The following is a 23,800-nucleotide window of genomic DNA, read 5'->3' on the forward strand; positions in this document are numbered from 1 at the left end:
TCATCTACAATTGTCAGATCATGACAGTTAATTTACCACTCCCCCAAAAAGACCAACTTAAGCCTGTTAAAGGTTTTCAGATGGGCATCGCCGAAGCTGGAATCAAAAAGGCCAATCGTAAAGATTTATTGGTGATGACTTTGGCCCCTGGCTCACAAGTTGCCGGTGTTTTTACTTTAAATCGTTTCTGCGCTGCGCCGGTTCAGGTTTGCCGTGAGCATTTGGCGCTAGATGGATCTAAGGGTGAGATTCGTGCTTTGGTGGTCAATACTGGTAATGCCAATGCAGGGACTGGTGAGCGGGGTATGCAAGATGCTTTAGCAACTTGTGCTCAGTTGGCTAAAGAGCTCAAGCTCAATCCAGAACAAATTCTGCCTTTTTCAACTGGTGTGATTCTAGAGCCACTTCCAATTGATAAATTGATTGCTGCTTTACCCAAAGCCGTGACTAACTTAGGTGAGGATCATTGGCTTGATGCTGCAGAAGCCATCATGACTACGGATACACAGCCTAAAGCTACATCTATGACGGTAGAGACCCCGGCTGGACCTGTGACTATCACTGGTATTTGTAAGGGCGCAGGAATGATTCATCCGAATATGGCGACCATGTTGGGATTCATTGCAACAGATGCTGGTTTTGCACCTGGCTTACTCTCTAAATTAACTCAAGAAATTGCCGATCAGTCATTTAATGCTATTACGATTGATGGCGATACTTCGACGAACGATTCATTCATCATCATGGCGACTGGTCAGTCAGCTGTGCAGATTCAATCTACAAGCGATGCTAGCTATGGCATGGTTCGGACCGCCTTAATTAATCTCGCACGTAAGCTTGCTCAAATGATTGTGAGAGATGGCGAGGGAGCAACCAAATTTATTACGATTGATGTGCAAGGTGGCAAGACTGAAGCAGAATGTCGTTTAGTGGCGGAGGCAATCGCCCATTCACCTTTGGTAAAAACTGCCTTCTTTGCCAGTGACCCCAACTTAGGTCGCATCCTTGCTGCGATTGGCTATGCTGGCATTACTGACCTTGATGTTAATCAAGTACAAATGTGGCTTGGAGACGTGTGGGTTGCCAAGAATGGTGGCCGTAACCCGGATTACCAAGAGGCTGACGGACAAAGAGTCATGCAGGCACCAGAAATTACCATCAAGATTGATTTGGGTCGCGGATCAGCGCAGCAGACGATGTGGACTTGCGACTTATCGCATGACTACGTTTCCATTAATGCTGATTACCGTTCATAGGAACTTGTTACATGAATGAAAAACTAGAGCAACTCTTAAGTCATCTTGAAACATTTCTACCTAAAGCGTTAACTGAAGAGCAGTGGAAATCCTCGACTGCTTTCAGATGGCGTCGTCGCGATAGTATCTTTGGAAGCATTGGTTTTTTACAGCCAGTTAAACATGTTGCCGATATTTCTTTTGATGATCTAAAGAATATTGATCGTCAACGCGATGCTATTCGTGACAATACAAAAAACTTTATTCAAAAAAAGCCTGCTAATAATATTTTGCTCACTGGTGCACGTGGCACAGGAAAGTCATCACTCATTAAAGCGAGTTTGCATGAGTTTGCTAGCCAGGGCTTGCGCTTAGTCGAGGTTGAAAAAGAGCATTTAGCTGACTTGGCTGACATTACAGATTTATTAGCTGACCGCCCAGAGCGCTTCATTGTTTTTTGTGACGACCTCTCATTTGAAGATGGTGAGTCTGGCTATAAAGCGATGAAGTCTGCGTTAGATGGCTCTGTATCAGCTCAAGTCGACAATATTTTGATTTACGCTACTTCCAATCGTCGCCATCTCTTGCCTGAATATATGAAGGATAACGAGGGCTATGTTCATGGTGATGATGGAGAAATTCATCCAGGTGAAGTAGTTGAGGAAAAAATTTCTCTCTCAGAGCGTTTTGGATTATGGCTTTCTTTCTACCCACCAAAGCAAGATGAGTATCTAGAAATTGTTGCTCATTGGCTGCGTCATTTTGGTTTGAGTGACTCGCAGATTGAAGGTGCTAGAGCTGAAGCATTGGTTTGGGCCTTAGAGCGTGGATCACGATCAGGTCGTGTGGCTTGGCAGTTTGCTAAACACTGGGCTGGTTCGCATACCGCTTAATCATTGACGACTCATGCGTGACTCAAATCGCCCTGTTACAGAAGTTGCTGCTGGAATCTTATTAGATGCTGAGGGGCGCTATCTTCTGGGGCAACGACCAGAAGGCAAGCCTTATGCAGGCTACTGGGAAGTTCCGGGTGGAAAGATAGAAGCTGGTGAATCGGTTTTCATGGCGCTGAAACGCGAATTGCAAGAAGAGCTTGGAATTGATATTGAGTCTAGTGAAGAGTTGGTTGTTTTAGAGCATGACTATCCACATGCTTATGTCCGCTTGCATGTCAGCATTATTCGAAAATGGACTGGAATCCCTCAGGGGTGTGAGGGTCAGGCTTTATCTTGGCAACTGCTCAGTGATGGGCTTCCAACGGTAGAGCCTTTGTTGCCAGCTGCATGGCCCATGCTGGAAAAGCTTAAGCTACTAAGGGTTTAGAGCTGGCAGAGGGTGAGTCTAAAGGGAACATCCTCATTTATGACCTGAGGCTTTTTATCTCCATCCGCCTTTAAAAAACGAATCGACAGTAAATATTTGTTAGCACTGATTTCTGAGAAGAGAGAGTCGTCTTCTACAGTTATGCGCATTAATTGATAAACCTTGCCAGATGGTGCTTGTTGATAAGAGCCTTGATGTGCAACAACATCTTTTGCTTCACCAGACTGACGCAATAATCTCAAGAAAATTTGGCAAGCTTCATGCCATGGCAAAAGTGGTGCAACATATTTTTCTAACAACTCTCTGCGTTGAGTTGAGGGAGTGTTTTTCCAAGCATGGTAGCTAGGCAAATCAATCGGGCTAGTGCCGCCAGGAATATTCAATCGTGTGCGAATGGCGTTAAGCCATTCACTCTCAGTAATTACTGAATTTGGCTTGCCCATCGATTGATTAATATTTAGTGCGGCTTTATCAATTTCAGATAGTGTTTGTGTCAGCGCCTCTTGATCTACCTTCTGGGAAGACTTTAAACCGTTCAAGGCATACTTCTGACGCTCAAATTCTTTGAGTAACAGTGATTTGATATCACCGCGAGAGCCAATGTCACCTAGGTCAAATAACATCGCAATTGCATTGTGATGTAGTTCAGGATCATCGGATCGAAGGAAGTGATTAAAGCGGGCGAACAAATACTCCAGTCGAAGCATGCTTCGAACTAGTTCATTGAAGGGGTATTCGTAGACAATCACAAGCCTATATTCTATGACGAACTCAGGGGCTCTTCCTAAATTTTGAGCAATTGTTGGTGCAGGCTTAGAACCCCTGATTTGAGTTCATTCAGGCTGCCCTGATTTTCAATAACAGTGTTAGCAGCCGCTAGCCGAGCTTTTCGGCTAGTTTGTGCTTTCAGAATATTTTCCACGTCTGAGCGGGTCATATTGTTGCGGTGCATCACTCTTTGGATTTGGGTTTTCTCTGGGCAGTCCACCACCACAAGATAGTCAATTAGCTTTGCCCAGTAGCCAGATTCAATGAGTAGGGGAACAACAAAAACAAGATAAGGCGCACCAGACTTGGCCAATTCAAATGCTTGTTTGCTGGTTTCTTCTTGAATTAAGGGGTGGGTGATTTGCTCAAGAACTTTGCGGGCACCGGGATCTTCGAAGACTACGGTCCGCATTTTGGGGCGAATAAGGGCGCCTTGGGGATCAATAAAGTCAGCCCCAAATGCCTTTGCAATCAATGGAATGGCTTTTCCACCAGGGGCGGTGATTTGATGAGAAATCAGGTCTGTATCAATAATTCCAGCCCCAAGCTTACCCAGCAAGTCGCTGACTGCAGTTTTGCCAGATCCAATGCCGCCAGTTAAGCCAATTAAAGGAATTTCCCCCTTTAGGGCTTTTAAATCAGCTTGGGCAGAATCAAAGTTGGAATGAGTTGAGGCCATAACAATTCAATAATGCCAGCAATCACTAAAAAAGGGCCAAAAGGAAAAGCCTGTTGAAGTTGATGACCCCGCCATTTAAGCCAGATAATGCCCCCCGCTATTCCTGTGGCTGAGGCTATCAAAAGGATGCTGGGTAAAGAGCTCCACCCTAACCAAGCACCCAGTGCAGCCAAGAGCTTGGCATCACCCATTCCAATCCCATTCCGGTTATGTAGAAGGCGATAGCTGGCATTTAATGCCCACAGTGATGCATATCCTAGGAGCGCCCCAAGGAGTGCCGAGCTTGGATCAGCTAAGCGCAGGTCTGAGATCCAATTAAAAGCAATGCCCAAAATAATCAGAGGGAAGGTAATGGCGTTTGGAAGACGGAGAGTGCGCCAATCAATATAGGCTAAATAAATCAAAGCCAGCATCAGCAGAGATTTGATGATCCAGATACTTATTTTGGGATCCACTAAACGATTTGTCCTAAATTAAAGATGGGTAGATATAGGATTATGACTAAGCTACCAATAATGGCCCCAACAAAAAGAATCAGTGCAGGCTCCAAATTTTGGCTGAGTGTATTGAGTTGACTGCTTAACTGTGAGCCTAGGGTAGCAGCACGCTTATTTAACATCTCAGCCAACGCGCCACTTTCGGCACCAATATGCAGCAGTAATAAAGTCTCTACATCCAGAATTCTTGATTTAGGGTCTGCTCGCTTGAGTGATTCCCCCAAGGGCCAGCCACGAGTGAGGTGTTTAAATATCTCAGCGCTAAACTCGTGACTCACCCAGTGATTAGATGATTGCGCAGTTACCCTTAGTGCATCTGGGAGCGGTAAACCAGTCTCCAGAAGATGTCCTAAAGTTCGGCACCAATGACTCAGTGTTGCTAGTCTAAATAGATTGCCAAAAAACGGAATGCGTAACAAGAGGGCATCACAGTATTTTTGGAGTGCACTAGATTTGAGCCAGGCGTACACAAAGCTTGCGACTACTACGAGCGCGCCTAGTGCTATCTCTAGATAGTGGCTTTGGACACCTGTGGATATGGATATGAGGATTCTAGTTGGCGCTGGAAGTTCCGCGTTGAAGTGCCCAAAGACCTCTTTGAATACAGGCACAACCCAAATCATCATGACCAGTACGAGCAGAAAAGAAGTGGCTAAAGTGATTACGGGGTAGGTTAGTGACTGCTGCACTTTTCTTCGTAGCTCAATCTGGGCCTCTAGCTGCTGTGAGATTGTGCGTAGTGCTAAGCTGAGGTCGCCTGTTCTCTCGCTCACTCTGATGAGGTTAGAAAACTCTGGAGAAAACTTTCCATCTTGTGCGCCGAGGCAAAAAGAAAAGCTATTACCCTTTTGAAGTTGCTTACGAATATCTTCCAGCCAAATTTTCCAGGATATTGGCGCGGACTGGATTAATAGCTGAATAGCGTTGAGCAAGGGAAGTCCAGCCTGAAGGAGGGAGAGCATTTGTTGCGCAAAATGCAATTGCTCAGACTTACTGAGTTTTCTCTTTACAAGCATTTGGGCTAATGCCAAGTGCCAAGCTCATAATCTAGCGATATCTGATCTATAAGGCCGGACTTCAGTAATTGCATTCCTGCTGAGTAGATATCTAATGCTTGAGCTGAATTAAACAAGTGCTCGCTTCCTAAAACTTCATGGACGCCAATGCGACCAAAATATCCAGCCCCCTTGCAAAGATCGCAAGATTTTTTGCCTGGAATTCGATTGCACTCTTTGCAGAGTTTTCGAACTAATCTTTGAGAGCTGACGCAACGAAGACAGGATTCAATAGACTCTTGATCTATGCCGAGACTTTTAAGTCGACATAAAGCCCCAATAGCATTTCGAGTATGAAGGGTGCTCAGCACTAAGTGCCCCGTTTGTGCAGCCTGGATAGCAAGCTGCGCGCTCGCGCAATCACGTATTTCACCTATCATGATGACATCTGGATCTTGACGCAGAAGGGCGCGAATAATGGTCGGAAAGTCCAATCCTGCTTTGGGGTGATAAGCCACTTGATTGACCCCGGGAAGCCGGATTTCAATAGGATCTTCAACTGAGCAAATATTGCGTTGCACTTGGTTTAGTGCGCTCAAGCAGCTATATAAGGTCCGCGTCTTTCCGCTCCCAGTTGGCCCAGTTACCAGAATCAAGCCATTAGTTTGATTAATTGCCTCTTGAATAATTTCTAGTTGATCCGGCGACAAACCAAGCTGATCTAAAGCTAGCTCTTCGAGGCGGCTTGGCAAAATCCGGATAACTGCTTTTTCTCCATGCAAAGTAGGAAGAATTGAGACTCGACAATCAATATTAGGATGGCTAAAGTCATGACCAATAACAAGACGCCCATCTTGAGGTACACGTTTTTCTGCAATATCAAGACGTGCCAATATTTTGATGCGCGTAATTAATCGCTCATGCAGATCAATGGGGTATTGGTTTTGTAATGTGAGGCGCCCATCTATTCTGGTGCGCACTACGGTTTCTTGAGGTCTTGCCTCAATATGAATATCCGTAGACCGACTATTTAATGCATTAACAGCGATTTCATGCCAGGTTCGAATAATGTGAGAGTCATGTAGCAGTTCGCTCAATCTTGATTTTCTTGAGTGAGGGGCCGGTACAGCTTCACTGTTTTTACGCCATGCTCATCAAACTGAACAATTTCCATCACCACACCAGCAATTCGAATGCTGACATCGTAATCAGGAATCGCTTCGAGTTTTTCTAAAATAAGGCCATTCAAGGTGCGTGGTCCATCTAGCGGAAGATCAAGTTTCAGCAGGCGATTTAAATCTCGCAAAGAGGCAGTGCCGCTTGCAAGGTAGGTGCCATCAGTAAGCCAATGAGGATCATTGGAAAGATTGGAGAATGAGGTGGTGAACTCACCAATTAGCTCCTCAACAATGTCTTCAAAGGTTACTAGACCCAGCACTTCACCATATTCATTCACAACCAGGCTTAAGCGTTGTTGGTTATCTTGAAAAAATTGCATCTGTTGTAGAACGGGTGTCCCACTCGGAATGAAGTAGGGCTCATTTAGCAATAATCTGAAGTCTTCGTGATGAAGCTCTGCGTCACCAAGCAAGGAGAGCACTTTCTTTACAGACAGAATACCAACAATGCGCTCAGAGTCGCCATCGCATACTGGCAGCTTGTTATGGTAACAAGTTTCTAATTGTTCAACCACCTCACCAATAGGTCTTGAGAGATCCAATACTTCGATCTTCGAGCGAGGCGTCATTACATCGTCAACCAAGATATTTTCGAGGTTGAAAAGATTGAGCAAAATATTGCGATGATGAGCGGAAACAAATCGATTGGATTCCAGAACTAAGCTGCGCAATTCTTCTTTGCTCATCACTCTGTTGTCAGTTGAGGCTTGTAGTCCAGAGACTTTCATTAACCCCGATACAAAACTATTAATGAACCAGAGTAGCGGCTTAAGAATGAACGTGAGGGGAAGAATGAACCAGCCAACATTACTGGCAATTTTTTCAGGAAAAGCTGCGCCGATAACTTTCGGCGTTATTTCACTAAAAATAATGATAAGTAGTGCAACGACTAATGTGGCAATCGACAGCACCAGCCCGCTATCGCCAAAAATATGTAATGCAATGCCGGTAACTAAGATCGGCAAGATCGTATTGATGAGGTTGTTAGAGATCAGCAGCACTGAAAGCAGTGAATCAATGCGCTTTAACAGTCTCTCTGCAAGTGCGGCTCCAGCGTTCCCGCCATTAGCCATTGCACGCAGGCGATGGCGGTTGGAAGACAGCATGCTGGTTTCGGCCATTGAAAAGAAGCCGGAGAGTGCGAGTAAGAATAGGACTAATGCGACTTGGCCAATAAAGGGCCAATCATCAAAAAAAGTGTCCATCAGTTATGCCTGCAGAGAATAAGGAACAACCAATATAGCAAAGTGCCATTTCACTAGCTATAGCCAGTTCAGAATCCTGCCTGAATTTATCCTTCAATATGTGTCAGAATCTTCTTCATGCCCACCCCTACATCCACTGAGTATTGCGTGATATCAGCCCCTTTTGGGTGCCTGGGCGTCCAAACGGAGCTAGTCGACGGTAGTTTGATGATCTCGAAAATTGATTACTTGCCTCCGAATACTGCTTTAATTTCCCCAAGAAATGCGCTGGCTAAAGCATTCTCAAAACAGTGCGATCAGTATTTCAGTGACGCTTTATCAATTTTTGATGTTCCGCTGAAGCCTGCAGGAACAGTTCATCAGCAAAGGGTATGGCATGCCACTCAAGGCATTGGAGTCGGGAAGACGAGCACCTATGGTGAGATCGCAAAAATGATTAAGAGTGGCCCGCGCGCAGTTGGGACAGCTTGTGGCGCAAATCCATATCCCTTAGTTACACCATGCCATCGCATTATTTCAGCACAAGGTCTTGGGGGTTTTATGAAGGAGGATGCCCCTGGTTTTTATCGTCAGATAAAAATGTGGCTCTTAAAGCATGAGGGTGCGCTTTAAGGATTTTTTATGGACAGTTTTCTGAGTTGCTTAGATGCTACGTAAAAGAATGCTTTCATTAGAGGTGCATTGCTTGCTGCAATCTTGGTAAAGGCATAGAAAGCCCAAACGGTATTTCTAGATAGTTTCACTTCAGATTTATTGCTGAATTCTTTTCTAGTGGCAATTTTTTCAAGCGTCATGATCGAAAGACCGAAAGCAAGGAAACAGAAGCGTCTCATGCCTACTTCATTTTCTGGAATCAGAAGCATGTAGCTCATAGAGTCTTGTAGTTTTTCGTAGGCAATCTTGAGCAGCTTGCTTTGACTGATTGATGCTGGTTTCCAGGAGACCCCGCGTGCACGATCCTCTGGCGAATCTTTGAGGATATTGGTCATTTGTAGAGCCTGACCAAAGGCGATGGCCAACTGCTCATGCCCTTTAATTTGCTTTGCAAACTCAATGGAGTAGTTGCTAAAGATGCTAGTGAGTAGTTCACCAACTACGCCAGCCACCACATAGCAATACTCTTCAAATTCTGCGAGGTCTTTTAGTCCTGCTTGCGTTTGTCTTCCGTGGAAATGGGACATACCATCGGACATGATAGAAACGCAGCGACTGATTGCAGCCTGATCTTTGTCGGGGAAGGTATGCAGAATGCGAAGAACGGTGGGGGTATGCGCAATTAAATCGAGCTCATCGACATTGGAGTAACCCTTTAACGCATCTAGGCAGGGGCTTACAAAAGCCTCTACCGGAATCTCGCCTAGAACTGCCTCTAAAAATAGTTTAGATAAGCCTTGTTTCTCTGTTGGGCTGAGTTCGGCCGCATCTTCGATAGTGTCGACAATTCGACACAGTAAATAGGTATTGCCAACCACGACCTCAATTGCTGGGGGTAGGAGAGGGATGGTGAGAGCAAAAGTACGCGATACGGAACCCAAAATCGCCTTTTGATAGGCTAGATCGCTATTAGTGTTCTCTTTGGGGTGTATGGCGGAATTCACCCATGAATTATGTCAGACCAGGCCGCCCAAATTTGGCTCTTATTGATTAAATGACATAAGTAACAAGGCCATATAATTTGACCAAATTCCTGAAGGAGAAATTAGGCGATGTTGATTTGGTTTGTCATCATCTATTGGGTTGTATCTGTTGGCATTGGTCTTTGGGCCGCGCTGCGGGTCAAAAATACGGCTGATTTTGCTGCGGCTGGTCATAGCCTCCCTTTGCCGATTGTTACTGCTACGGTATTTGCTACCTGGTTTGGCTCCGAAGCGGTTTTAGGTATCCCAGCCACCTTTCTAAAGGAGGGGCTTGGTGGGATTGTTTCGGATCCTTTCGGATCCTCCCTGTGTCTTATCTTAGTCGGACTCTTTTTTGCTCGCCATCTCTATAACCGCCGCATGCTCACCATCGGCGATTTCTTTCGGGAGAAATATGGCCGTACCGTAGAGGTTTTGGTAACTCTCTGTATTGTAGTTTCCTATTTGGGGTGGGTGGCTGCGCAGATTAAAGCTTTGGGACTTGTCTTTAATGTTGTGTCTGAAGGCAGCATTACACAAACGGCCGGCATGTTAATTGGCGCCGGTAGCGTTCTGATTTATACACTGTTTGGTGGCATGTGGTCGGTGGCAATTACCGACTTTATCCAGATGATCATCATTGTGGTGGGCATGCTTTATATCGGCGGCGAGATAACAGCTCAAACTGGGGGTGTTGGTGTCGTGTTTGAGCATGCAGCTGCTGCTGGCCAGTTTTCCAACTTCTGGCCCGAGATGAATCTCGCCTCTATCCTTGGCTTTACAGCCGCCTTATGCACGATGATGTTGGGCTCTATTCCGCAGCAAGATGTGTTTCAGCGGATCACATCCTCTAAGAATGTGAACATTGCAGTGCAAGCCGCTTTGTTAGGCGGAGTACTGTATTTTGTCTTCGCATTTGTTCCACTTTATTTGGCTTACTCTGCAACCATCATTAGTCCAGATCTAGTGAAGCAGTATTTATATACAGATCCACAAATGATTTTGCCCAAACTGATTTTGAATCACGCACCACTCATTGCTCAGGTGATGTTTTTTGGTGCTCTTCTATCAGCTATCAAGAGTTGTGCCAGTGCGACATTACTCGCACCTTCGGTCACTTTTGCTGAGAACATTGTGCGTGGCTTCTTTAAGCACCTATCTGATCAAGACCTGTTGAAGGTCATGCGAATTACTGTGCTCTGCTTCACTCTGGTAGTCACTTTTTTTGCTATCAACTCTAATTTATCGATTTTTAAGATGGTTGAGAACGCTTACAAAGTGACTTTGGTGGCAGCTTTTGTACCACTAGCTTTTGGGGTGTACTGGTCTAGGGCAAATTCCTTAGGTGGATTGTTATCAGTAGTTTGCGGCCTCGTTGTCTGGATTAGCTGTGAAGTGCTTGCTCCTGAGTCTATTCTCCCCCCTCAGTTAGCCGGTCTTTTAGCCAGCATCGCTGGCATGCTTTTGGGTGGTTTAGTGCCTAGAGCTAGATTGATTGCAAGTTAGCCATATTTGCTTAAATATTAGGCATAATATTTTGTTGCACCGCAAAATATTCACCTCTAAAATGACATTAATTCAAAATTTCTTATCTTTATGGAGTTCTTATGAAAATCTGTGTGATCGGTGGAGGGGGCGCAATTGGCGGTTACCTTGCTGTCATGTTGGCGCGAGCTGGCAATGACGTCACGGTTGTAGCGCGTGGTGCCACATTAGCTGCGATTAAAGAGCGCGGCCTAGCATTGATTATGGATGACCAGCCTGAGCCATTAGTGGCGCAGGTAAAAGCAGTTGAAAAAATTCGGGATGCGGAAACTCCGGATGTGGTGATCTTGGCTGTGAAGGCGCATCAAGTTGAGCCGATCATTGAAGATCTCGCTGCAATCATGGGCCCAGAAACTATTTTGATTCCGATGCAAAACGGAATTCCTTGGTGGTACTTCCAGAAGTTGGGTGGTGACTATCAAGATCACTCCGTTGAGACTGTTGATGCCGGTGGTGTTGCTAAGAATGCAATTAATCCAAACAATATTATTGGTTGCGTGGTGTATCCAGCCACTTTTACCCAGGCTCCTGGCGTAATCCGTCACGTTGAGGGTAATCGTTTCCCATTGGGTGAGTTAGACGGCAAGCAGACTGAGCGTATTCAGAAGATGTCTGAAATGATGTCAGCGGCTGGATTTAAATCACCAATCCTCGAAGATATTCGCTCCGAGATTTGGTTGAAGTTGTGGGGCAATATGACCTTCAATCCAATCAGCTCTTTGACTCATGGAACCTTAGAGGGCATTTGCCAATATCCACTTACCAAAGAGTTGGCTCGCAACATGATGGCTGAAGCACAAACGATTGCTGAGAAATTGGGTGTGACTTTCCGGGTAGACATTGAGCGTCGTATTGCTGGTGCCGAAAAAGTTGGTAAACACAAGACATCGATGTTGCAAGACTTGGAAGCAGGCCGTAGCTTAGAGATTGATGCCTTATTGGGCTCTGTGATTGAGCTTGGCAAGATTACTGAAACCCCAACGCCATGCCTCAATACCGTCTTTGCGTTGACGAAATACCTTGATGAAAATGTTCAGGCCTCCAAAGGAAGTTTGGCATTGCCATCTGTTTCAGGTTACTAAGTATCTGCAGTTTTGAGCATTAAAAAACCCTCACCACTAATTATGGTGAGGGTTTTTGTTTTAAGGGGCTAGCTTTAAATTTGCGAATTAGATGACTTATTCAAAACGATTATCTAAGCGTCCAACGCCATCAATGATGATGCTGACATTGCTGCCGGGTTTCATAGAGCCAACGCCCACGGAAGTTCCGCAAGCAATAATGTCGCCAGCTTGTAGTGGAACATCTTGAGATATCAGGCTGACCAATTTTGCTGGTGGAAAAATCATGTCAGCGATGGGGTAGTTTTGACGCTCTTGCTCATTCAAGATAGTTTTAATTGTTAACTTGCTTGGATCTACATCAGTAGTGATGTAGGGGCCAAAGACGCCAAAGGTATTAAAGCTCTTAGAGCGTGTCCACTGAGCGTGCCCAGGATCACGATTCAAAATCTCAATTGCTGTGACATCGTTAATGCAGGTATAACCAAAAATTGCAGCAGCAGCTTGTGACTCATCCACTTCATGACAGGCTTTACCGATGACGATTCCGAGTTCGCCCTCATAAACAACTTTTCCAGAGTAGGATTTTGGAGTGCGAATAGTTTGATTGGCTGCCAAGAAAGAGTTGTTACCTTTCAGGAAATATAAAGGCTCAGCTGGTACCGCATGCTCAAGCTTGGTGACAAGAGCATGAAAGTTATCCACCATGGCAACCATTTTGGAAGGGGTGCATGGGATGTCGATGGTGACATCGGATAGTTTTAATGTCTCGCCAGTGGCTTGTGGATTATTAAATAGATCGCCGGTGTACACGGTAATCTGATCGCCCTGTACTTGACCTAAACCGGATTTACCTTGATGTTGAAACCTGAGCCATTGAGCCATAATGAATTCTCCTGATAGTTAATATTTGATAAGCAATATCTTACAGGGACGGATTGATGACCAAGAATTCTGAATTGCTATTTGCACCCGAGCTGGATCAGCCAGTTCGCTATATTGAGCGCACTCGTAATTACTATCTTGGATTGGGGTATGAGACACCCTATGTTTGGGCTCATTACATCGATGTGCCTTTTGCCTCATTGCAAAAACCCCTCAATCAATCGACCCTAGGTTTAGTCACTACGGCAGTACCCTTTGATGCCAGCAAAGGTCCTCAGGGACCTGGGGCAGCATACAACGCTGCTGCGAAGTTTTATGACCCCTATGTTCGCTCGATTGATGAGGACGCAGACTTACGTATTGCGCATGTTGGTATTGATAGGCGCAATGCCGACATGCAGGACAGCAATTGTTGGTTTCCATTGGGCGCGGCGAAACGCGCTGTTGCAAGGGGCCGCATTCAGTCTATATCTAAACATTTTTATGGGCTACCAACCAATCGCAGTCAACGTCATACCCTGGAGATTGATGCGCCGTTGATCCTCAGCAAGATGTGCGCAGATCAGGTTGACCTTGCTGTATTGATTCCGAATTGCCCTATCTGTCACCAAAGTCAAAGTTTGTTGGCGCGTTATTTGGAGGCTGCCGGTATTCCTACAGTCATCATGGGCGCAGCGAAAGATATTGTGGAGTATTGCGGTGTGCCACGTTTGCTCTTTACTGACTTTCCGCTGGGTAATGCCGCAGCATTACCCAATAATGTTCAATCACAAGACTCTAATTTTGAATTAGCTCTGCGTTTACTTGAAGGTGCGCCAGGACCACGAACAACAGTGCAGTCCCCTTTAGTTTGGGCTTCTGATCCTGCATGGAAATTAGATTATTCCAATCTTAAACGACTTACCGCTGAGGAAATCTCACGTTTGCGTGATGAGGCAGAAAAAGCGCGCATCACTGCGCGTGATATCAGGGTAAAAAGTGTTGGTGCTTAGGTCTGTCTAGATAAAGAGTACTTGCACAAGGCGTGTAACGCTGAAGTGGCCTCGTTCGCAGGGAAATCTTTGAGACACTCGAGGGCTAAATCAACCTCTCGTTTCGCGGCAGCTTGGGTGTAATCCAAAGCCCCCGAATTTTGTACTGCACTCAGAATCTGTTGGAATACATCATCCGGCAAGTCTTGATTTTGTTCAATTGCTGCGCGAACCAGTAGGCGCTCTTCAGTACTGCCATTTTCAAGCAGGTAAATGAGCGGCAATGTAGGTTTGCCTTCCCTTAAATCATCGCCAGCATTTTTCCCCATTTGGGATGCATCGGCGGTGTAATCGAGAAGGTCATCCATTAATTGGAATGCGGTACCAATGTGACGACCAAATGCTGCGGACTGCTCTCTTTGCTTGGTATCCGTCCCAGCCAAAATTGCTCCAAGCTCTGTAGACGCTTCAAATAACTTAGCAGTTTTATAGCGAATTACCCGCAAATAGCTCTCTTCGTCTACTTCGGGGTCGTTCATGTTGAGAAGTTGTAAAACCTCTCCCTCGGCAATCGTATTGGTTGCATCGGACAGGATTTCCATCACCCGCAGGTCGTTGGGCCCAACCATCATCTGAAAGGCCCTGGAATACAGAAAATCACCTACCAGTACGCTGGCAGCATTGCCAAAAGCAGCATTGGCGGTCTCACGACCCCTTCTCAGAGTCGATTCATCGACAACGTCATCATGCAGGAGGGTGGCTGTATGAATAAATTCCACTACGGCCGCCAGTTCTAGGGCATGGGGGGTTTCTTTACCATTCGCTAAGGCCTTGCTTACTAGGAGTAAAAGGGCTGGCCGAACCCGTTTTCCGCCCGCTTGGATGATGTAAGTGGAGATTTGGTCGATTAAAGCCACTTTTGAGGCTAATCGTAGGCGAATAACCTCATCTAAGGCCTTGAAATCTAAGGCAATTGGGGCCAGAATTTGGCTTAATTCATTGATTTTGACAGTGCTCGTCATGCAAGATATAATAATCGGCTTAGCTCATCCAGGGTGGATTAGCTTAAATGTAGATATTAATTGAGGTTTCAAACCATGTACGCGGTCATAAAAACCGGTGGCAAACAGTATAAAGTTGCTGCAGGCGAAAAATTGAAAATAGAACAGATACCAGCGGAAATCGGCAGCGAAATCACTCTTGACCAAGTCTTAGCCGTAGGCGAAGGCGCTTCACTCAAATTGGGTGATCCATTGGTTAATGGTGCAGCTGTGATGGCCACTGTCGTCTCCCAGGGACGTCACGATAAAGTGACAATCTTTAAGATGCGCCGTCGCAAGCATTATCAAAAGCACCAAGGCCATCGTCAGAATTACACAGAAATTCTGATTAACACGATTAAAGCCTAATTTAGGCTAACGGCTAAATAGCAGGAGAAAGATATGGCACAGAAAAAAGGCGGCGGCTCGACACGAAATGGCCGCGACTCAGAATCGAAACGCTTAGGCGTTAAAGTTTTTGGCGGCGAGCAAATCAACGCTGGCAGCATCATCATTCGTCAACGTGGTACACGAGTACATCCGGGTATGAACGTTGGTATTGGTAAAGATCACACATTGTTTGCCTTAGTTGACGGACAAGTGGAATTTGGCGTTAAGGGTGCTTTGAAGAAGGCCCAGGTTTCAGTTCTCCCGCGTTCATAAGACGCCTGACTGAGACACGTTTGATTCAGATTTATTCCGAATTTAACTCTTAGGAACAGGCCTCGCTAAGCGAGGCCTTTTTTATTCATGAAATTTATAGACGAAGCTCGTATTGAAGTCATAGCTGGCCAAGGTGGCGCCGGGAGTGCCTCCATGCGCCGCGAAAAGTTTATCGAATTCGGTGGCCCTGATGGCGGCGACGGTGGTAAAGGCGGAAGCGTTTGGGCTACCGCAGATCGCAACATCAACACACTGATTGACTATCGCTACGCTAAAACGCACACCGCAAAAAATGGTGAGCCTGGGCGCGGCGCTGATTGCTACGGTCGCGCAGGCGATGATATTGAGTTGCGTATGCCAGTTGGCACAATCATTTCTGACTACGAAACTGGTGAACCAATTGCTGACTTAACCACCCACGGTGAACGTCTTTGTTTAGCGCAAGGCGGTGTTGGTGGTTGGGGAAATATTCATTTCAAAAGTAGTACGAATCGTGCTCCCCGCCAAAAGACGAATGGCAAAGAGGGTGAGCGTCGTAAGCTCAAACTCGAATTAAAGGTATTAGCTGACGTTGGTTTGTTAGGTATGCCTAACGCGGGTAAATCTACTTTGATTACCGCCGTGTCTAATGCGCGTCCAAAGATTGCAGACTATCCGTTTACAACCTTGCATCCAAATTTGGGTGTGGTGCGTGTAGGCGCTGAGCGTAGCTTTGTGATTGCCGATATTCCAGGATTGATTGAGGGCGCTGCAGAAGGTGCAGGTTTGGGTCACCGCTTCTTAAGGCACTTGCAACGTACTGGTGTGCTGTTGCATTTGGTCGATATCGCGCCATTTGATGAGAATATTGATCCAGTTGCAGATGCTGTTGCTATCGTGAATGAATTACGTAAGTACGATGAAGCTCTGGTTGAAAAACCACGTTGGTTGGTGCTAAACAAAGTCGACATGATTCCCGAGGAAGATCGCAAGCAAGTGGTTGCGGACTTTATTAAGCGGTTTAAGTGGAAGGGTCCTGTTTTTGAGATCTCCGCTTTAACGGGTTTAGGATGCGACAAGTTGTGCTATTCATTGCAGGATTATTTGGACTCTATTCGTAAGGATAGAGATGATGAAGATGAGCGTGCTGCTGATCCACGTTATCAAGAGCAAGCTCAGCCAGAAGATAAAACTCCAGATTAAGTAACGGTCATTTGGGACCCACATTTGATATGAATACTCAGAAAGCTAAACGAATCGTAGTGAAGGTAGGTTCAAGTCTAGTTACCAATAATGGTGAAGGCTTGGATCGTGCTGCAATCGGCATGTGGGCAGAGCAAATGGCTGCCTTATTAGCTGCTGGACATGAGGTATTGATGGTCAGTTCCGGTGCGATTGCTGAAGGCATGCAACGTCTTGGCTGGAATAAGCGCCCAACAGAAATTCATCAACTACAAGCTGCAGCTGCAGTTGGTCAAATGGGCTTAGTGCAGGTTTATGAAAGTTGTTTTGCGCGCTTTAATTTACGCAGTGCGCAAGTGCTATTAACTAATGCAGACTTAGCGCATGCTGAGCGCAATGCTAACGCTAAGGCGACTTTAGATACTTTATTAAAGTTTGGTGTAGTTCCAATCATTAACGAAAACGATACCGTTGTTACGGATGAAATTAAATTCGGAGATAACGATAGCCTTGCTGCTTTAGTTACCAACTTAATTCATGCGGATTTATTGGTGATCTTGACCGATCAAGGTGGATTATTTACTGCCGACCCACGTCAAGATTCCTCTGCTACTCTTTTGAGCAATGCGATTTCTGGCGATCCTGCCTTAGAGAAAATGGCTGGTGGTGCCGCAAGCGAGCTGAGTAAGGGCGGCATGCTGACTAAAGTATTGGCCGCAAAGGTTGCTGCTCAAACAGGTGCTGCAACGGTTATTGCCTCTGGGCACGAGCCTCACGTCCTGACTCGTCTAATCAATGGCGAGTCTATCGGCACTCTTCTTAGCGCTAAGCCACAATAAATTTACTGTAATCCAGAGGAGTTGGTGGGTTGCGTACCGCCAGTAAATTTGCTGGGATCAAGAGATTGCAGAATTACCTTGATGTTTTTCTCTTGAGTATTAAAACTACATAAAGCCCCTTGTGCTAAAGCAGCTTGATAGCGATTATGGATGCTACGTTGAATTTCTTTCCATGTGCCCAAAGGATTTTCTTGCCACTTGCCATTGTCAAATGTGCCATAGAGTCGCCATTGGAATGAATCGCAACGAATGCCTTCATATTGAGACTGCTGGCTACCATTTGGACTGGTAAGTACAACGATATAGCGCGTAACACCGTCAGCCCCAATCAGAATGGAATCCGTATCGATGGCAAATTTGAATGTAGTCGTCATTGAGACATAAAAAGGGACTAGCGTAGATTTATTCGGGGGATTTAGAGGCATTGCTGTTGCACCCTCTTTGAAAATCATTGGGGCAAAAGGATCAAGTCCACTTTCTAAAGGATCGCCAGCACATCCAGCTAAGGTTAAACCCAGTGCCAGCGTGAGGATGGAAAGTCGAAGGTTGCGAGTGGAGAGTTTCATCATGGCTTATCAGTAGGTTTTGTTTCTTTAGATTCGTCTTCCTCGCCCCCACCATACAGGGATTGAAATAGATCGAGTGGTGATCCCCAGGCAAGTTGCTGCATACGCATGCCGCGAGACAGGTAGCGTGCAAGTTCGGAAAGGGCTAATTGATAGACTTCGCGCTTGAAATCAATAACGGAATCTAGTTGAATCCAGAAGGGAACCCAGCGCCAGGCGTCAAATTCCGGATGTTCAGTGGCGCGTAAGTGAATATCGCTGTCTAAGCCCACTAAACGCAGTAAAAACCAGATTTGCTTTTGGCCGCGATAACTTGCGCGATGATTTTTGGAGGCATGTTGGCGACGCAAGAACTCCTCAGGGACGTCGTAACGAAGCCAGTCCCTGGTTCGTCCAATAATTTGGACATGTTCCGGTAGCAAGCCAACTTCCTCATGCAATTCGCGGTACATGGCCTGTTCTGGGCTCTCACCATGCTGAATCCCGCCCTGCGGGAACTGCCACGAATGCTGCCCAACGCGTTTTCCCCAGAAAACCTCGTTATGGCTGTTGAGGAGGACTATGCCGACATTGGGTCGATACCCTTCACGGTCAAGCATGAGATCGTGCCTCAAATCCTTTAAAATCAATGATTTGATTATATCCATACATGAAAGCTTCACAGTCATTTCTCGCCACGCTAAAAGAAGCCCCCTCCGACGCTGAGGTGGTTTCGCACAAACTCATGGTGCGTGCCGGTTTAATTCGCAAGCTCAGCGCAGGCATCTATAACTATTTGCCTTTGGGATTGAAGTCCATTCGTAAGGTAGAAAACATTATTCGCGAAGAAATGAATCGCGCTGGTGCAATCGAATTGCTGATGCCAATGATTCAGCCTGCAGAGTTGTGGCAAGAGACGGGTCGCTGGGAAAAGATGGGGCCAGAGTTGCTCCGTATTAAAGATCGCCATGACCGTGACTTTTTAATTCAACCAACCTCTGAAGAGGTGGTGACTGATTTAGCGCGTAACGAAATTAAGAGTTATAAACAGCTCCCGGTGAATTTCTATCAAATTCAGACGAAGTTCCGTGACGAGCGTCGTCCACGTTTTGGAATTATGCGTGGGCGCGAGTTCAGTATGAAAGATGCTTATTCATTCGATCGCGATACCGAGGGATTGAAGAAGTCTTACCAAATTATGTTTGATGCTTACACCCGAATTTTTAAACGTATGGGTTTGAAATTCCGCGCAGTAACGGCAGATAACGGTGCTATTGGTGGATCAGGTAGTCAAGAGTTTCATGTCATTGCTGATACTGGTGAAGATGCAATTGTGTATTGTCCGAGCTCGGATTACGCTGCCAATCTAGAGGCTGCTGAATCAGTCTCATTGATTGCGGCACGTGGTGCTGCAACTCAAGCAATGACAAAGGTCGCAACACCAGGTCAAACAAATTGTGCTGACGTGGCGAAGTTTTTGAACTTACCACTAGAGCAAACTGTGAAGTCACTTCTGTTTGCTGCAGATCAAGAGGAAGGCCCAGCTAAATTATTTATGGTGCTGGTTCGTGGTGATCATGAGCTCAATGAAATCAAAGCAAGCAAGATTCCTGGTATGGCTGAATCCCGCTTTGCAAGTGAGCCTGAGATCAAACAAGCCTGTAATGCACCGGCGGGCTACTTGGGTCCTGTCGGAGTTAGCGCGGATGTAACCATAGTTGCAGATCGTACCGTTGCCAATATGGCTGACTTTGTATGTGGCGCTAATGATGCTGGTCATCACTTAACTGGCGTGAACTGGGGCCGTGATTTGCCAGAGCCTTTGGTAATGGATTTACGTAATGCTGTAATCGGTGATCCTTCTCCTGATGGTAAGGGTGTTGTCGATATTTGCCGCGGTATTGAAGTGGGTCACGTATTCCAATTGGGTACGCGTTACTCCGAAGCAATGGGCTGCACTTACTTGGATCAACAGGGCAAAGCGCAACCGATGGTGATGGGTTGCTATGGTATTGGCGTTACTCGATTGCTGGGTGCTGCAATTGAGCAAGGTAATGACGAGCGCGGAATTATTTGGCCGATTTCAATGGCGCCATTTGAAGTGGTGATCTGCCCAATGGGTTACGAAAAATCCGAAGCTGTCAAAGCTGCTGCTGATCAATTGCATGATGAGTTGCTAGCTGCCGGAGTGGATGTGGTGCTCGATGATCGTGGAGAAAGACCGGGCGCAATGTTTGCTGACTGGGAATTAATCGGTGTTCCGTTCCGTGTAGTGATCGGCGATCGTGGTCTTGCAGATGCTCAAGTGGAATTCAAAGGCCGTACTGATTCTGAATCAGAAGATATTCCGTTGGCGGAAATCAAAGCAAAAGTGATTGCTGCGATTGATGCTGCTAAGAAACTGGTTTCTTAAGCTAAAAAAGTTTTTAACTATTATTTTTTAAAGAGTCCGCCAATACCTTTGGCGGCTCCTTTAGCTGCCATGGATGCCATGGTGCGCGCCATCTTGCCACCCTTAAACTGTTTCATCATGGTTTGCATTTGTTCAAACTGCGCCAATAGGCGATTGACCTCTTGAACTTCGACACCCGCACCGGCTGCAATGCGACGTTTGCGAGTGGCCTTTAGTAATTCCGGTTTCGCACGCTCTTTTGGCGTCATGCTATCGATAATGCCGCGCATGCGCCGAGTTTGTTTGTCAGCAGCACTTAAGTTTGTTTTGGAGGCTGCCTGTGCCATGTGGTTTGGTAACTTATCCATCAAGCTCGCCATGCCGCCCATCTGTTGCATTTGCGCCAGTTGATCGCGGAAGTCGCCGAGATCAAACCCACCTTTAGAAATCTTGCTCGCTAACTTTTCTGCTTTTGCAACATCGACGTTTTGTTGGGCTTGTTCAACCAAGGCAAGAATATCGCCCATACCCAAAATACGGCTTGCCATGCGGTCGGCATCGAATGCTTCGAGACCATCCATCTTTTCGGCAACACCAATGAATTTAAGTGGTACACCGGTAACTTGACGCACGGAGAGTGCGGCACCGCCGCGTGAATCACCATCCAGTTTGGTGAGAATTACACCAGTCAGTGGGAGTGCTTCATGGAAAGCTTTAGCTGTATTGACGGCATCTTGACCCAGCATGGCATCAACTACAAATAAAGTTTCAATTGGATTGAGATTAGCGTGCAAGGTTTTGATTTCTTGCATGAGCGCTTCATCAATACCGAGACGACCAGCTGTATCTACTAAGAGCACATCAAAATAATGACGACGTGCCCAATCTAAGGCAGCAGCAGCAATTTCACTCGGTTTTTGATTGATATTACTTGGGAAGAATTCAGCGCCCACTTGTTTGCTGACAGTTTCTAGCTGCTCGATAGCCGCAGGTCGATAGACGTCACAAGAAACTGTGAGGACTTTCTTTTTCTTCTTCTCTTGCAAAAACTTGGCTAACTTACCAACTGAAGTGGTTTTACCTGCGCCCTGTAAGCCGGCCATCAGAATTACCGCTGGCGGTTGAGTGGCTAGGTTGAGTTCACCACTTTGGGAGGTGTCGCCACGCATGACTTGAGCAAGTTCACGCTGTACAACACCTACTAGTGCTTGGCCTGGACTGAGGCTACCAACCACTTCTTCGCCAAGGGCTTTAAATTTAATTTGTTCTAGTAAAGATTTAACTACTGGAAGCGCAACGTCAGCCTCCAATAAGGCCAGACGGATCTCCCGCAGCATTTCTGCGGTATTTGCCTCAGTGAGGCGAGCTTGCCCCCGCATTGTTTTAACAACACGAGATAGGCGGTCGGTGAGATTCTCTAGCATTTATCGATTAGACTTTCCAGATGGATATTTTAGGTTACTCAGGCTCGGGATGGCTCCCATCTGCACTTTATTTGCTTCTTTTGGTCTTTTTAAGTTCGCGGCCGAAGGGAAAACTTGAATCCCCTGCATTTACTGGCTTGGTTCAGGCGCTGATTCTTGGGATTTTGTTGGTGCATGGGGTTCAGCTGCACGACTCAGTCTTTACGCCGGAGGGATTTGTTTTTGGTTTTGCCCAGGATCTCTCCCTAATCGCTTGGGTTGGCCTCGCTTTTTATTGGTTTCAGTCTTGGTTTTTACCAATCTCGAGTTTGCGCTGGCTGGTTTTGTGTTTTGCATTGATCTGCTCCGCATTACCCGCCATTTTCTCTGGCACCCTGATTTCTCCAAAGGCTGTCTCTGACCCTTGGTTTAAGGGGCACTTTATTGTTGCCACTATTTCAGTTGGGCTATTGAGCTTAGCAGCGATGCATGCCATGTTGATGAGTGTTCAGGATCGAGCATTGCATCGCCAGTTGGCCATCATTCCCAATAGTCGTATAGCGCATTGGCTGGAAGATTTGCCGCCCTTAATGACAATGGAAAGCTTGCTCTTTAATTTGCTCTACGTGGGTGTTGCACTTCTCACCTTGACTGTATTTTCCGGTCTACTTTTTTCACAAACCTTATTTGGCAAGCCGCTTGTTTTTGATCACAAGACTATCTTTGCATTGATCTCCTGGATCTTATTTTCTGGACTTCTAATAGCGCGTTGGCGCGTTGGCTTGCGTGGACGCGTGGCTGTTCGTTGGGTCTTGAGTGCTTATACCGCCTTGCTCCTAGCCTACGTCGGCAGTAGATTTGTTTTGGAAGTCATTCTTCAGAGAGCATGACGTTTTGATTAAGTGGCTTCTACTATTTGCTGGTGCAGGCGTTTTATACCTTTGGATCAAAGGAAAAAAACAGGCAAAGCTCAATACAGATCAGGCCGCCAAGATCAAGGCTGAACAAAATAAGGTTGCTGAGCCGGAAGTAATTGTCCAGTGTCGCCAGTGCTCAGTACACCTTCCAAAATCTGAAGCAATCAAGCAAGAGGGCCGCTTTTATTGTTCTCAAGAGCATTTGAATAGTTTGGATGCTCAGGGTTGGATAGGTTCTGCCGTTTGGCGAAGCTCACCCAATCAAGATGTTCGACCAGAAGGCCTTGCGCCCGATTTGGTGGTAATTCATCACATCAGCTTGCCACCTAGCGGTTTTGTGGATCGCAGTTCCACTCAATTTATTGTGGATTTTTTTCAAAATAAGCTGGATTCATCGCTACACCCTTATTTTGAAGAGATTGCCGATCAAAAGGTATCTAGCCATTTCTTGATTTCGCGTAGTGGTGAGGTTTTTCAGTTTGTTTCCACCCAAAACAAAGCCTGGCATGCTGGTGTTTCATCCTTCATGGGTCGCGAAAAGTGCAATGATTTCTCGATCGGTATTGAGTTAGAGGGTGATAGTAATCATCCTTTTGAAGATATTCAGTATTCGACCCTTGCTAAATTAAGCTCTCAGTTAAGTGCCGTTCACCCCAATCTTCAATTTGCGGGGCACAGTGATATTGCCCCTGGCAGAAAAACAGACCCCGGGATTCAATTTAGTTGGCAAAAGTTCCAGGCAAAAACTGACATCCCGACCAAAAAACTACCCTTTGGTTTAGATCCACGATAGGTCTCTAAAGTAGTATGTGAGCACACGCTCACTTTCTTACCCTTTGCCTAAAAAGGGCTGTAAATTTCGCACCAAAATAGCTCCTAAAT

The 23,800-nt window shown here is 46.0% G+C and carries 25 protein-coding genes and 1 pseudogene; 14 read left to right on the plus strand and 12 right to left on the minus strand.

What is annotated here, in order from left to right; all coding sequences use genetic code 11:
- Nucleotides 1–20 precede the first annotated feature (20 nt).
- From argJ to ICN25_RS02505, 3 genes are read left to right on the plus strand one after another with little or no spacing between them, the layout of a single operon-like run.
- The gene (gene argJ, locus ICN25_RS02495; RefSeq protein WP_216178837.1) at nucleotides 21–1,256 is read left to right on the plus strand and encodes a bifunctional glutamate N-acetyltransferase/amino-acid acetyltransferase ArgJ; all 1,236 of its coding nucleotides are present in this window, start codon (nucleotides 21–23) and stop codon (nucleotides 1,254–1,256) included.
- An 11-nt stretch (nucleotides 1,257–1,267) separates the two neighbouring features.
- The gene (locus ICN25_RS02500; RefSeq protein WP_216178838.1) at nucleotides 1,268–2,128 is read left to right on the plus strand and encodes an ATP-binding protein; all 861 of its coding nucleotides are present in this window, start codon (nucleotides 1,268–1,270) and stop codon (nucleotides 2,126–2,128) included.
- A 13-nt stretch (nucleotides 2,129–2,141) separates the two neighbouring features.
- The gene (locus ICN25_RS02505; protein ID WP_216178839.1) at nucleotides 2,142–2,558 is read left to right on the plus strand and encodes an NUDIX domain-containing protein; all 417 of its coding nucleotides are present in this window, start codon (nucleotides 2,142–2,144) and stop codon (nucleotides 2,556–2,558) included.
- Here the strand turns inward: ICN25_RS02505 and zapD are convergent.
- The 6 genes from zapD to ICN25_RS02535 are packed head-to-tail and all read right to left on the minus strand — an operon-like array spanning nucleotide 2,555 to nucleotide 7,880.
- Complete coding sequence (gene zapD, locus ICN25_RS02510; RefSeq protein WP_216178840.1) at nucleotides 2,555–3,307, minus strand: cell division protein ZapD; 753 nt, start codon at nucleotides 3,305–3,307, stop codon at nucleotides 2,555–2,557. The two genes, ICN25_RS02505 and zapD, sit on opposite strands and share 4 nt — an antisense overlap.
- 35 nt (nucleotides 3,308–3,342) lie before the next feature.
- Nucleotides 3,343–4,005, minus strand: coding sequence for a dephospho-CoA kinase (gene coaE, locus ICN25_RS02515; protein ID WP_216862854.1), 663 nt, complete (start codon nucleotides 4,003–4,005; stop codon nucleotides 3,343–3,345).
- The gene (locus tag ICN25_RS02520; RefSeq protein WP_370624684.1) at nucleotides 3,960–4,460 is read right to left on the minus strand and encodes an A24 family peptidase; all 501 of its coding nucleotides are present in this window, start codon (nucleotides 4,458–4,460) and stop codon (nucleotides 3,960–3,962) included. Before ICN25_RS02520 ends, coaE begins: the two co-directional genes overlap by 46 nt.
- Nucleotides 4,460–5,518, minus strand: coding sequence for a type II secretion system F family protein (locus tag ICN25_RS02525; RefSeq protein ID WP_216178841.1), 1,059 nt, complete (start codon nucleotides 5,516–5,518; stop codon nucleotides 4,460–4,462). The genes ICN25_RS02520 and ICN25_RS02525 overlap by 1 nt, the downstream gene beginning before the upstream one ends.
- A gap of 5 nt (nucleotides 5,519–5,523) precedes the next feature.
- Nucleotides 5,524–6,594, minus strand: a complete 1,071-nt coding sequence (locus tag ICN25_RS02530; RefSeq protein WP_216178842.1) for a GspE/PulE family protein — start codon at nucleotides 6,592–6,594, stop codon at nucleotides 5,524–5,526.
- The gene (locus tag ICN25_RS02535) at nucleotides 6,591–7,880 is read right to left on the minus strand and encodes an HlyC/CorC family transporter (RefSeq protein ID WP_216178843.1); all 1,290 of its coding nucleotides are present in this window, start codon (nucleotides 7,878–7,880) and stop codon (nucleotides 6,591–6,593) included. The genes ICN25_RS02530 and ICN25_RS02535 overlap by 4 nt, the downstream gene beginning before the upstream one ends.
- A 117-nt stretch (nucleotides 7,881–7,997) precedes the next feature.
- Here ICN25_RS02535 and ICN25_RS02540 point away from each other — a divergent pair, with 117 nt between their 5' ends.
- Nucleotides 7,998–8,492 carry a methylated-DNA--[protein]-cysteine S-methyltransferase gene (locus tag ICN25_RS02540; RefSeq protein ID WP_216178844.1) on the plus strand — a complete coding sequence of 165 codons (495 nt, stop codon included), beginning with the start codon at nucleotides 7,998–8,000 and terminating at the stop codon, nucleotides 8,490–8,492.
- Here the strand turns inward: ICN25_RS02540 and ICN25_RS02545 are convergent.
- Entirely contained in the window at nucleotides 8,489–9,478 is a 990-nt protein-coding gene (locus tag ICN25_RS02545) for a squalene/phytoene synthase family protein (RefSeq protein ID WP_216178845.1), read from the minus strand. The two genes, ICN25_RS02540 and ICN25_RS02545, sit on opposite strands and share 4 nt — an antisense overlap.
- A gap of 108 nt (nucleotides 9,479–9,586) precedes the next feature.
- Here ICN25_RS02545 and ICN25_RS02550 point away from each other — a divergent pair, with 108 nt between their 5' ends.
- Both ICN25_RS02550 and ICN25_RS02555 read left to right on the plus strand, forming a co-directional pair.
- A complete protein-coding gene (locus tag ICN25_RS02550) occupies nucleotides 9,587–11,002 on the plus strand; it encodes a sodium:solute symporter family protein (RefSeq protein ID WP_216178846.1) in 1,416 nt (471 codons plus the stop codon).
- A 101-nt stretch (nucleotides 11,003–11,103) separates the two neighbouring features.
- Nucleotides 11,104–12,123: a 2-dehydropantoate 2-reductase gene (locus ICN25_RS02555; RefSeq protein WP_215387118.1), complete on the plus strand. Its 1,020-nt coding sequence runs from the start codon at nucleotides 11,104–11,106 to the stop codon at nucleotides 12,121–12,123.
- A gap of 96 nt (nucleotides 12,124–12,219) precedes the next feature.
- On the opposite strand, the gene ICN25_RS02560 is transcribed toward ICN25_RS02555, so the two are convergent.
- Nucleotides 12,220–12,987, minus strand: a complete 768-nt coding sequence (locus ICN25_RS02560; protein WP_216178847.1) for a fumarylacetoacetate hydrolase family protein — start codon at nucleotides 12,985–12,987, stop codon at nucleotides 12,220–12,222.
- Between the two features lie 56 nt (nucleotides 12,988–13,043).
- On the opposite strand from ICN25_RS02560, the gene ICN25_RS02565 reads away from it, so the two are divergent.
- Complete coding sequence (locus ICN25_RS02565) at nucleotides 13,044–13,979, plus strand: reductase (protein WP_216178848.1); 936 nt, start codon at nucleotides 13,044–13,046, stop codon at nucleotides 13,977–13,979.
- Here the strand turns inward: ICN25_RS02565 and ICN25_RS02570 are convergent.
- The gene (locus ICN25_RS02570; RefSeq protein ID WP_216178849.1) at nucleotides 13,976–14,980 is read right to left on the minus strand and encodes a polyprenyl synthetase family protein; all 1,005 of its coding nucleotides are present in this window, start codon (nucleotides 14,978–14,980) and stop codon (nucleotides 13,976–13,978) included. The two genes, ICN25_RS02565 and ICN25_RS02570, sit on opposite strands and share 4 nt — an antisense overlap.
- Nucleotides 14,981–15,055: 75 nt before the next feature.
- On the opposite strand from ICN25_RS02570, the gene rplU reads away from it, so the two are divergent.
- The 4 genes and pseudogenes from rplU to proB all read left to right on the plus strand — a co-directional run.
- Nucleotides 15,056–15,367 (plus strand): 50S ribosomal protein L21, encoded by a 312-nt coding sequence (rplU, locus tag ICN25_RS02575; RefSeq protein ID WP_041484800.1) that lies wholly within the window; start codon nucleotides 15,056–15,058, stop codon nucleotides 15,365–15,367.
- A gap of 33 nt (nucleotides 15,368–15,400) precedes the next feature.
- On the plus strand, nucleotides 15,401–15,661 hold the full coding sequence (gene rpmA / locus ICN25_RS02580; RefSeq protein WP_015420374.1) for a 50S ribosomal protein L27: 261 nt from the start codon (nucleotides 15,401–15,403) through the stop codon (nucleotides 15,659–15,661).
- Nucleotides 15,662–15,748: 87 nt separating this feature from the next.
- Nucleotides 15,749–16,843, plus strand: a complete 1,095-nt coding sequence (gene obgE / locus ICN25_RS02585) for a GTPase ObgE (protein ID WP_216178850.1) — start codon at nucleotides 15,749–15,751, stop codon at nucleotides 16,841–16,843.
- Nucleotides 16,844–16,872: 29 nt separating this feature from the next.
- Nucleotides 16,873–17,652: pseudogene (gene proB / locus ICN25_RS02590) on the plus strand (glutamate 5-kinase); the annotation flags it as partial.
- 11 nt (nucleotides 17,653–17,663) lie between these two features.
- Here proB and ICN25_RS02595 read toward each other — a convergent pair.
- Both ICN25_RS02595 and ICN25_RS02600 read right to left on the minus strand, forming a co-directional pair.
- Entirely contained in the window at nucleotides 17,664–18,230 is a 567-nt protein-coding gene (locus tag ICN25_RS02595) for a CNP1-like family protein (RefSeq protein WP_255536648.1), read from the minus strand.
- Nucleotides 18,227–18,826, minus strand: coding sequence for an RNA pyrophosphohydrolase (locus tag ICN25_RS02600; protein WP_216178852.1), 600 nt, complete (start codon nucleotides 18,824–18,826; stop codon nucleotides 18,227–18,229). Before ICN25_RS02600 ends, ICN25_RS02595 begins: the two co-directional genes overlap by 4 nt.
- Before the next feature lie 50 nt (nucleotides 18,827–18,876).
- Between ICN25_RS02600 and ICN25_RS02605 the strand changes: the two genes are divergently transcribed.
- A complete protein-coding gene (locus tag ICN25_RS02605) occupies nucleotides 18,877–20,619 on the plus strand; it encodes a proline--tRNA ligase (protein WP_216178853.1) in 1,743 nt (580 codons plus the stop codon).
- Between the two features lie 20 nt (nucleotides 20,620–20,639).
- On the opposite strand, the gene ffh is transcribed toward ICN25_RS02605, so the two are convergent.
- Nucleotides 20,640–22,022: a signal recognition particle protein gene (ffh, locus tag ICN25_RS02610; RefSeq protein WP_216178854.1), complete on the minus strand. Its 1,383-nt coding sequence runs from the start codon at nucleotides 22,020–22,022 to the stop codon at nucleotides 20,640–20,642.
- A 20-nt stretch (nucleotides 22,023–22,042) separates the two neighbouring features.
- On the opposite strand from ffh, the gene ICN25_RS02615 reads away from it, so the two are divergent.
- On the plus strand, nucleotides 22,043–22,891 hold the full coding sequence (locus tag ICN25_RS02615) for an inner membrane protein YpjD (RefSeq protein ID WP_216178855.1): 849 nt from the start codon (nucleotides 22,043–22,045) through the stop codon (nucleotides 22,889–22,891).
- Nucleotides 22,860–23,711 carry a 1,6-anhydro-N-acetylmuramyl-L-alanine amidase AmpD gene (gene ampD, locus ICN25_RS02620; RefSeq protein ID WP_370624685.1) on the plus strand — a complete coding sequence of 284 codons (852 nt, stop codon included), beginning with the start codon at nucleotides 22,860–22,862 and terminating at the stop codon, nucleotides 23,709–23,711. The genes ICN25_RS02615 and ampD overlap by 32 nt, the downstream gene beginning before the upstream one ends.
- Nucleotides 23,712–23,800 lie beyond the last annotated feature (89 nt).

It is taken from the genome of Polynucleobacter sp. 80A-SIGWE, from assembly GCF_018882295.1.
Taxonomy (GTDB): domain Bacteria; phylum Pseudomonadota; class Gammaproteobacteria; order Burkholderiales; family Burkholderiaceae; genus Polynucleobacter.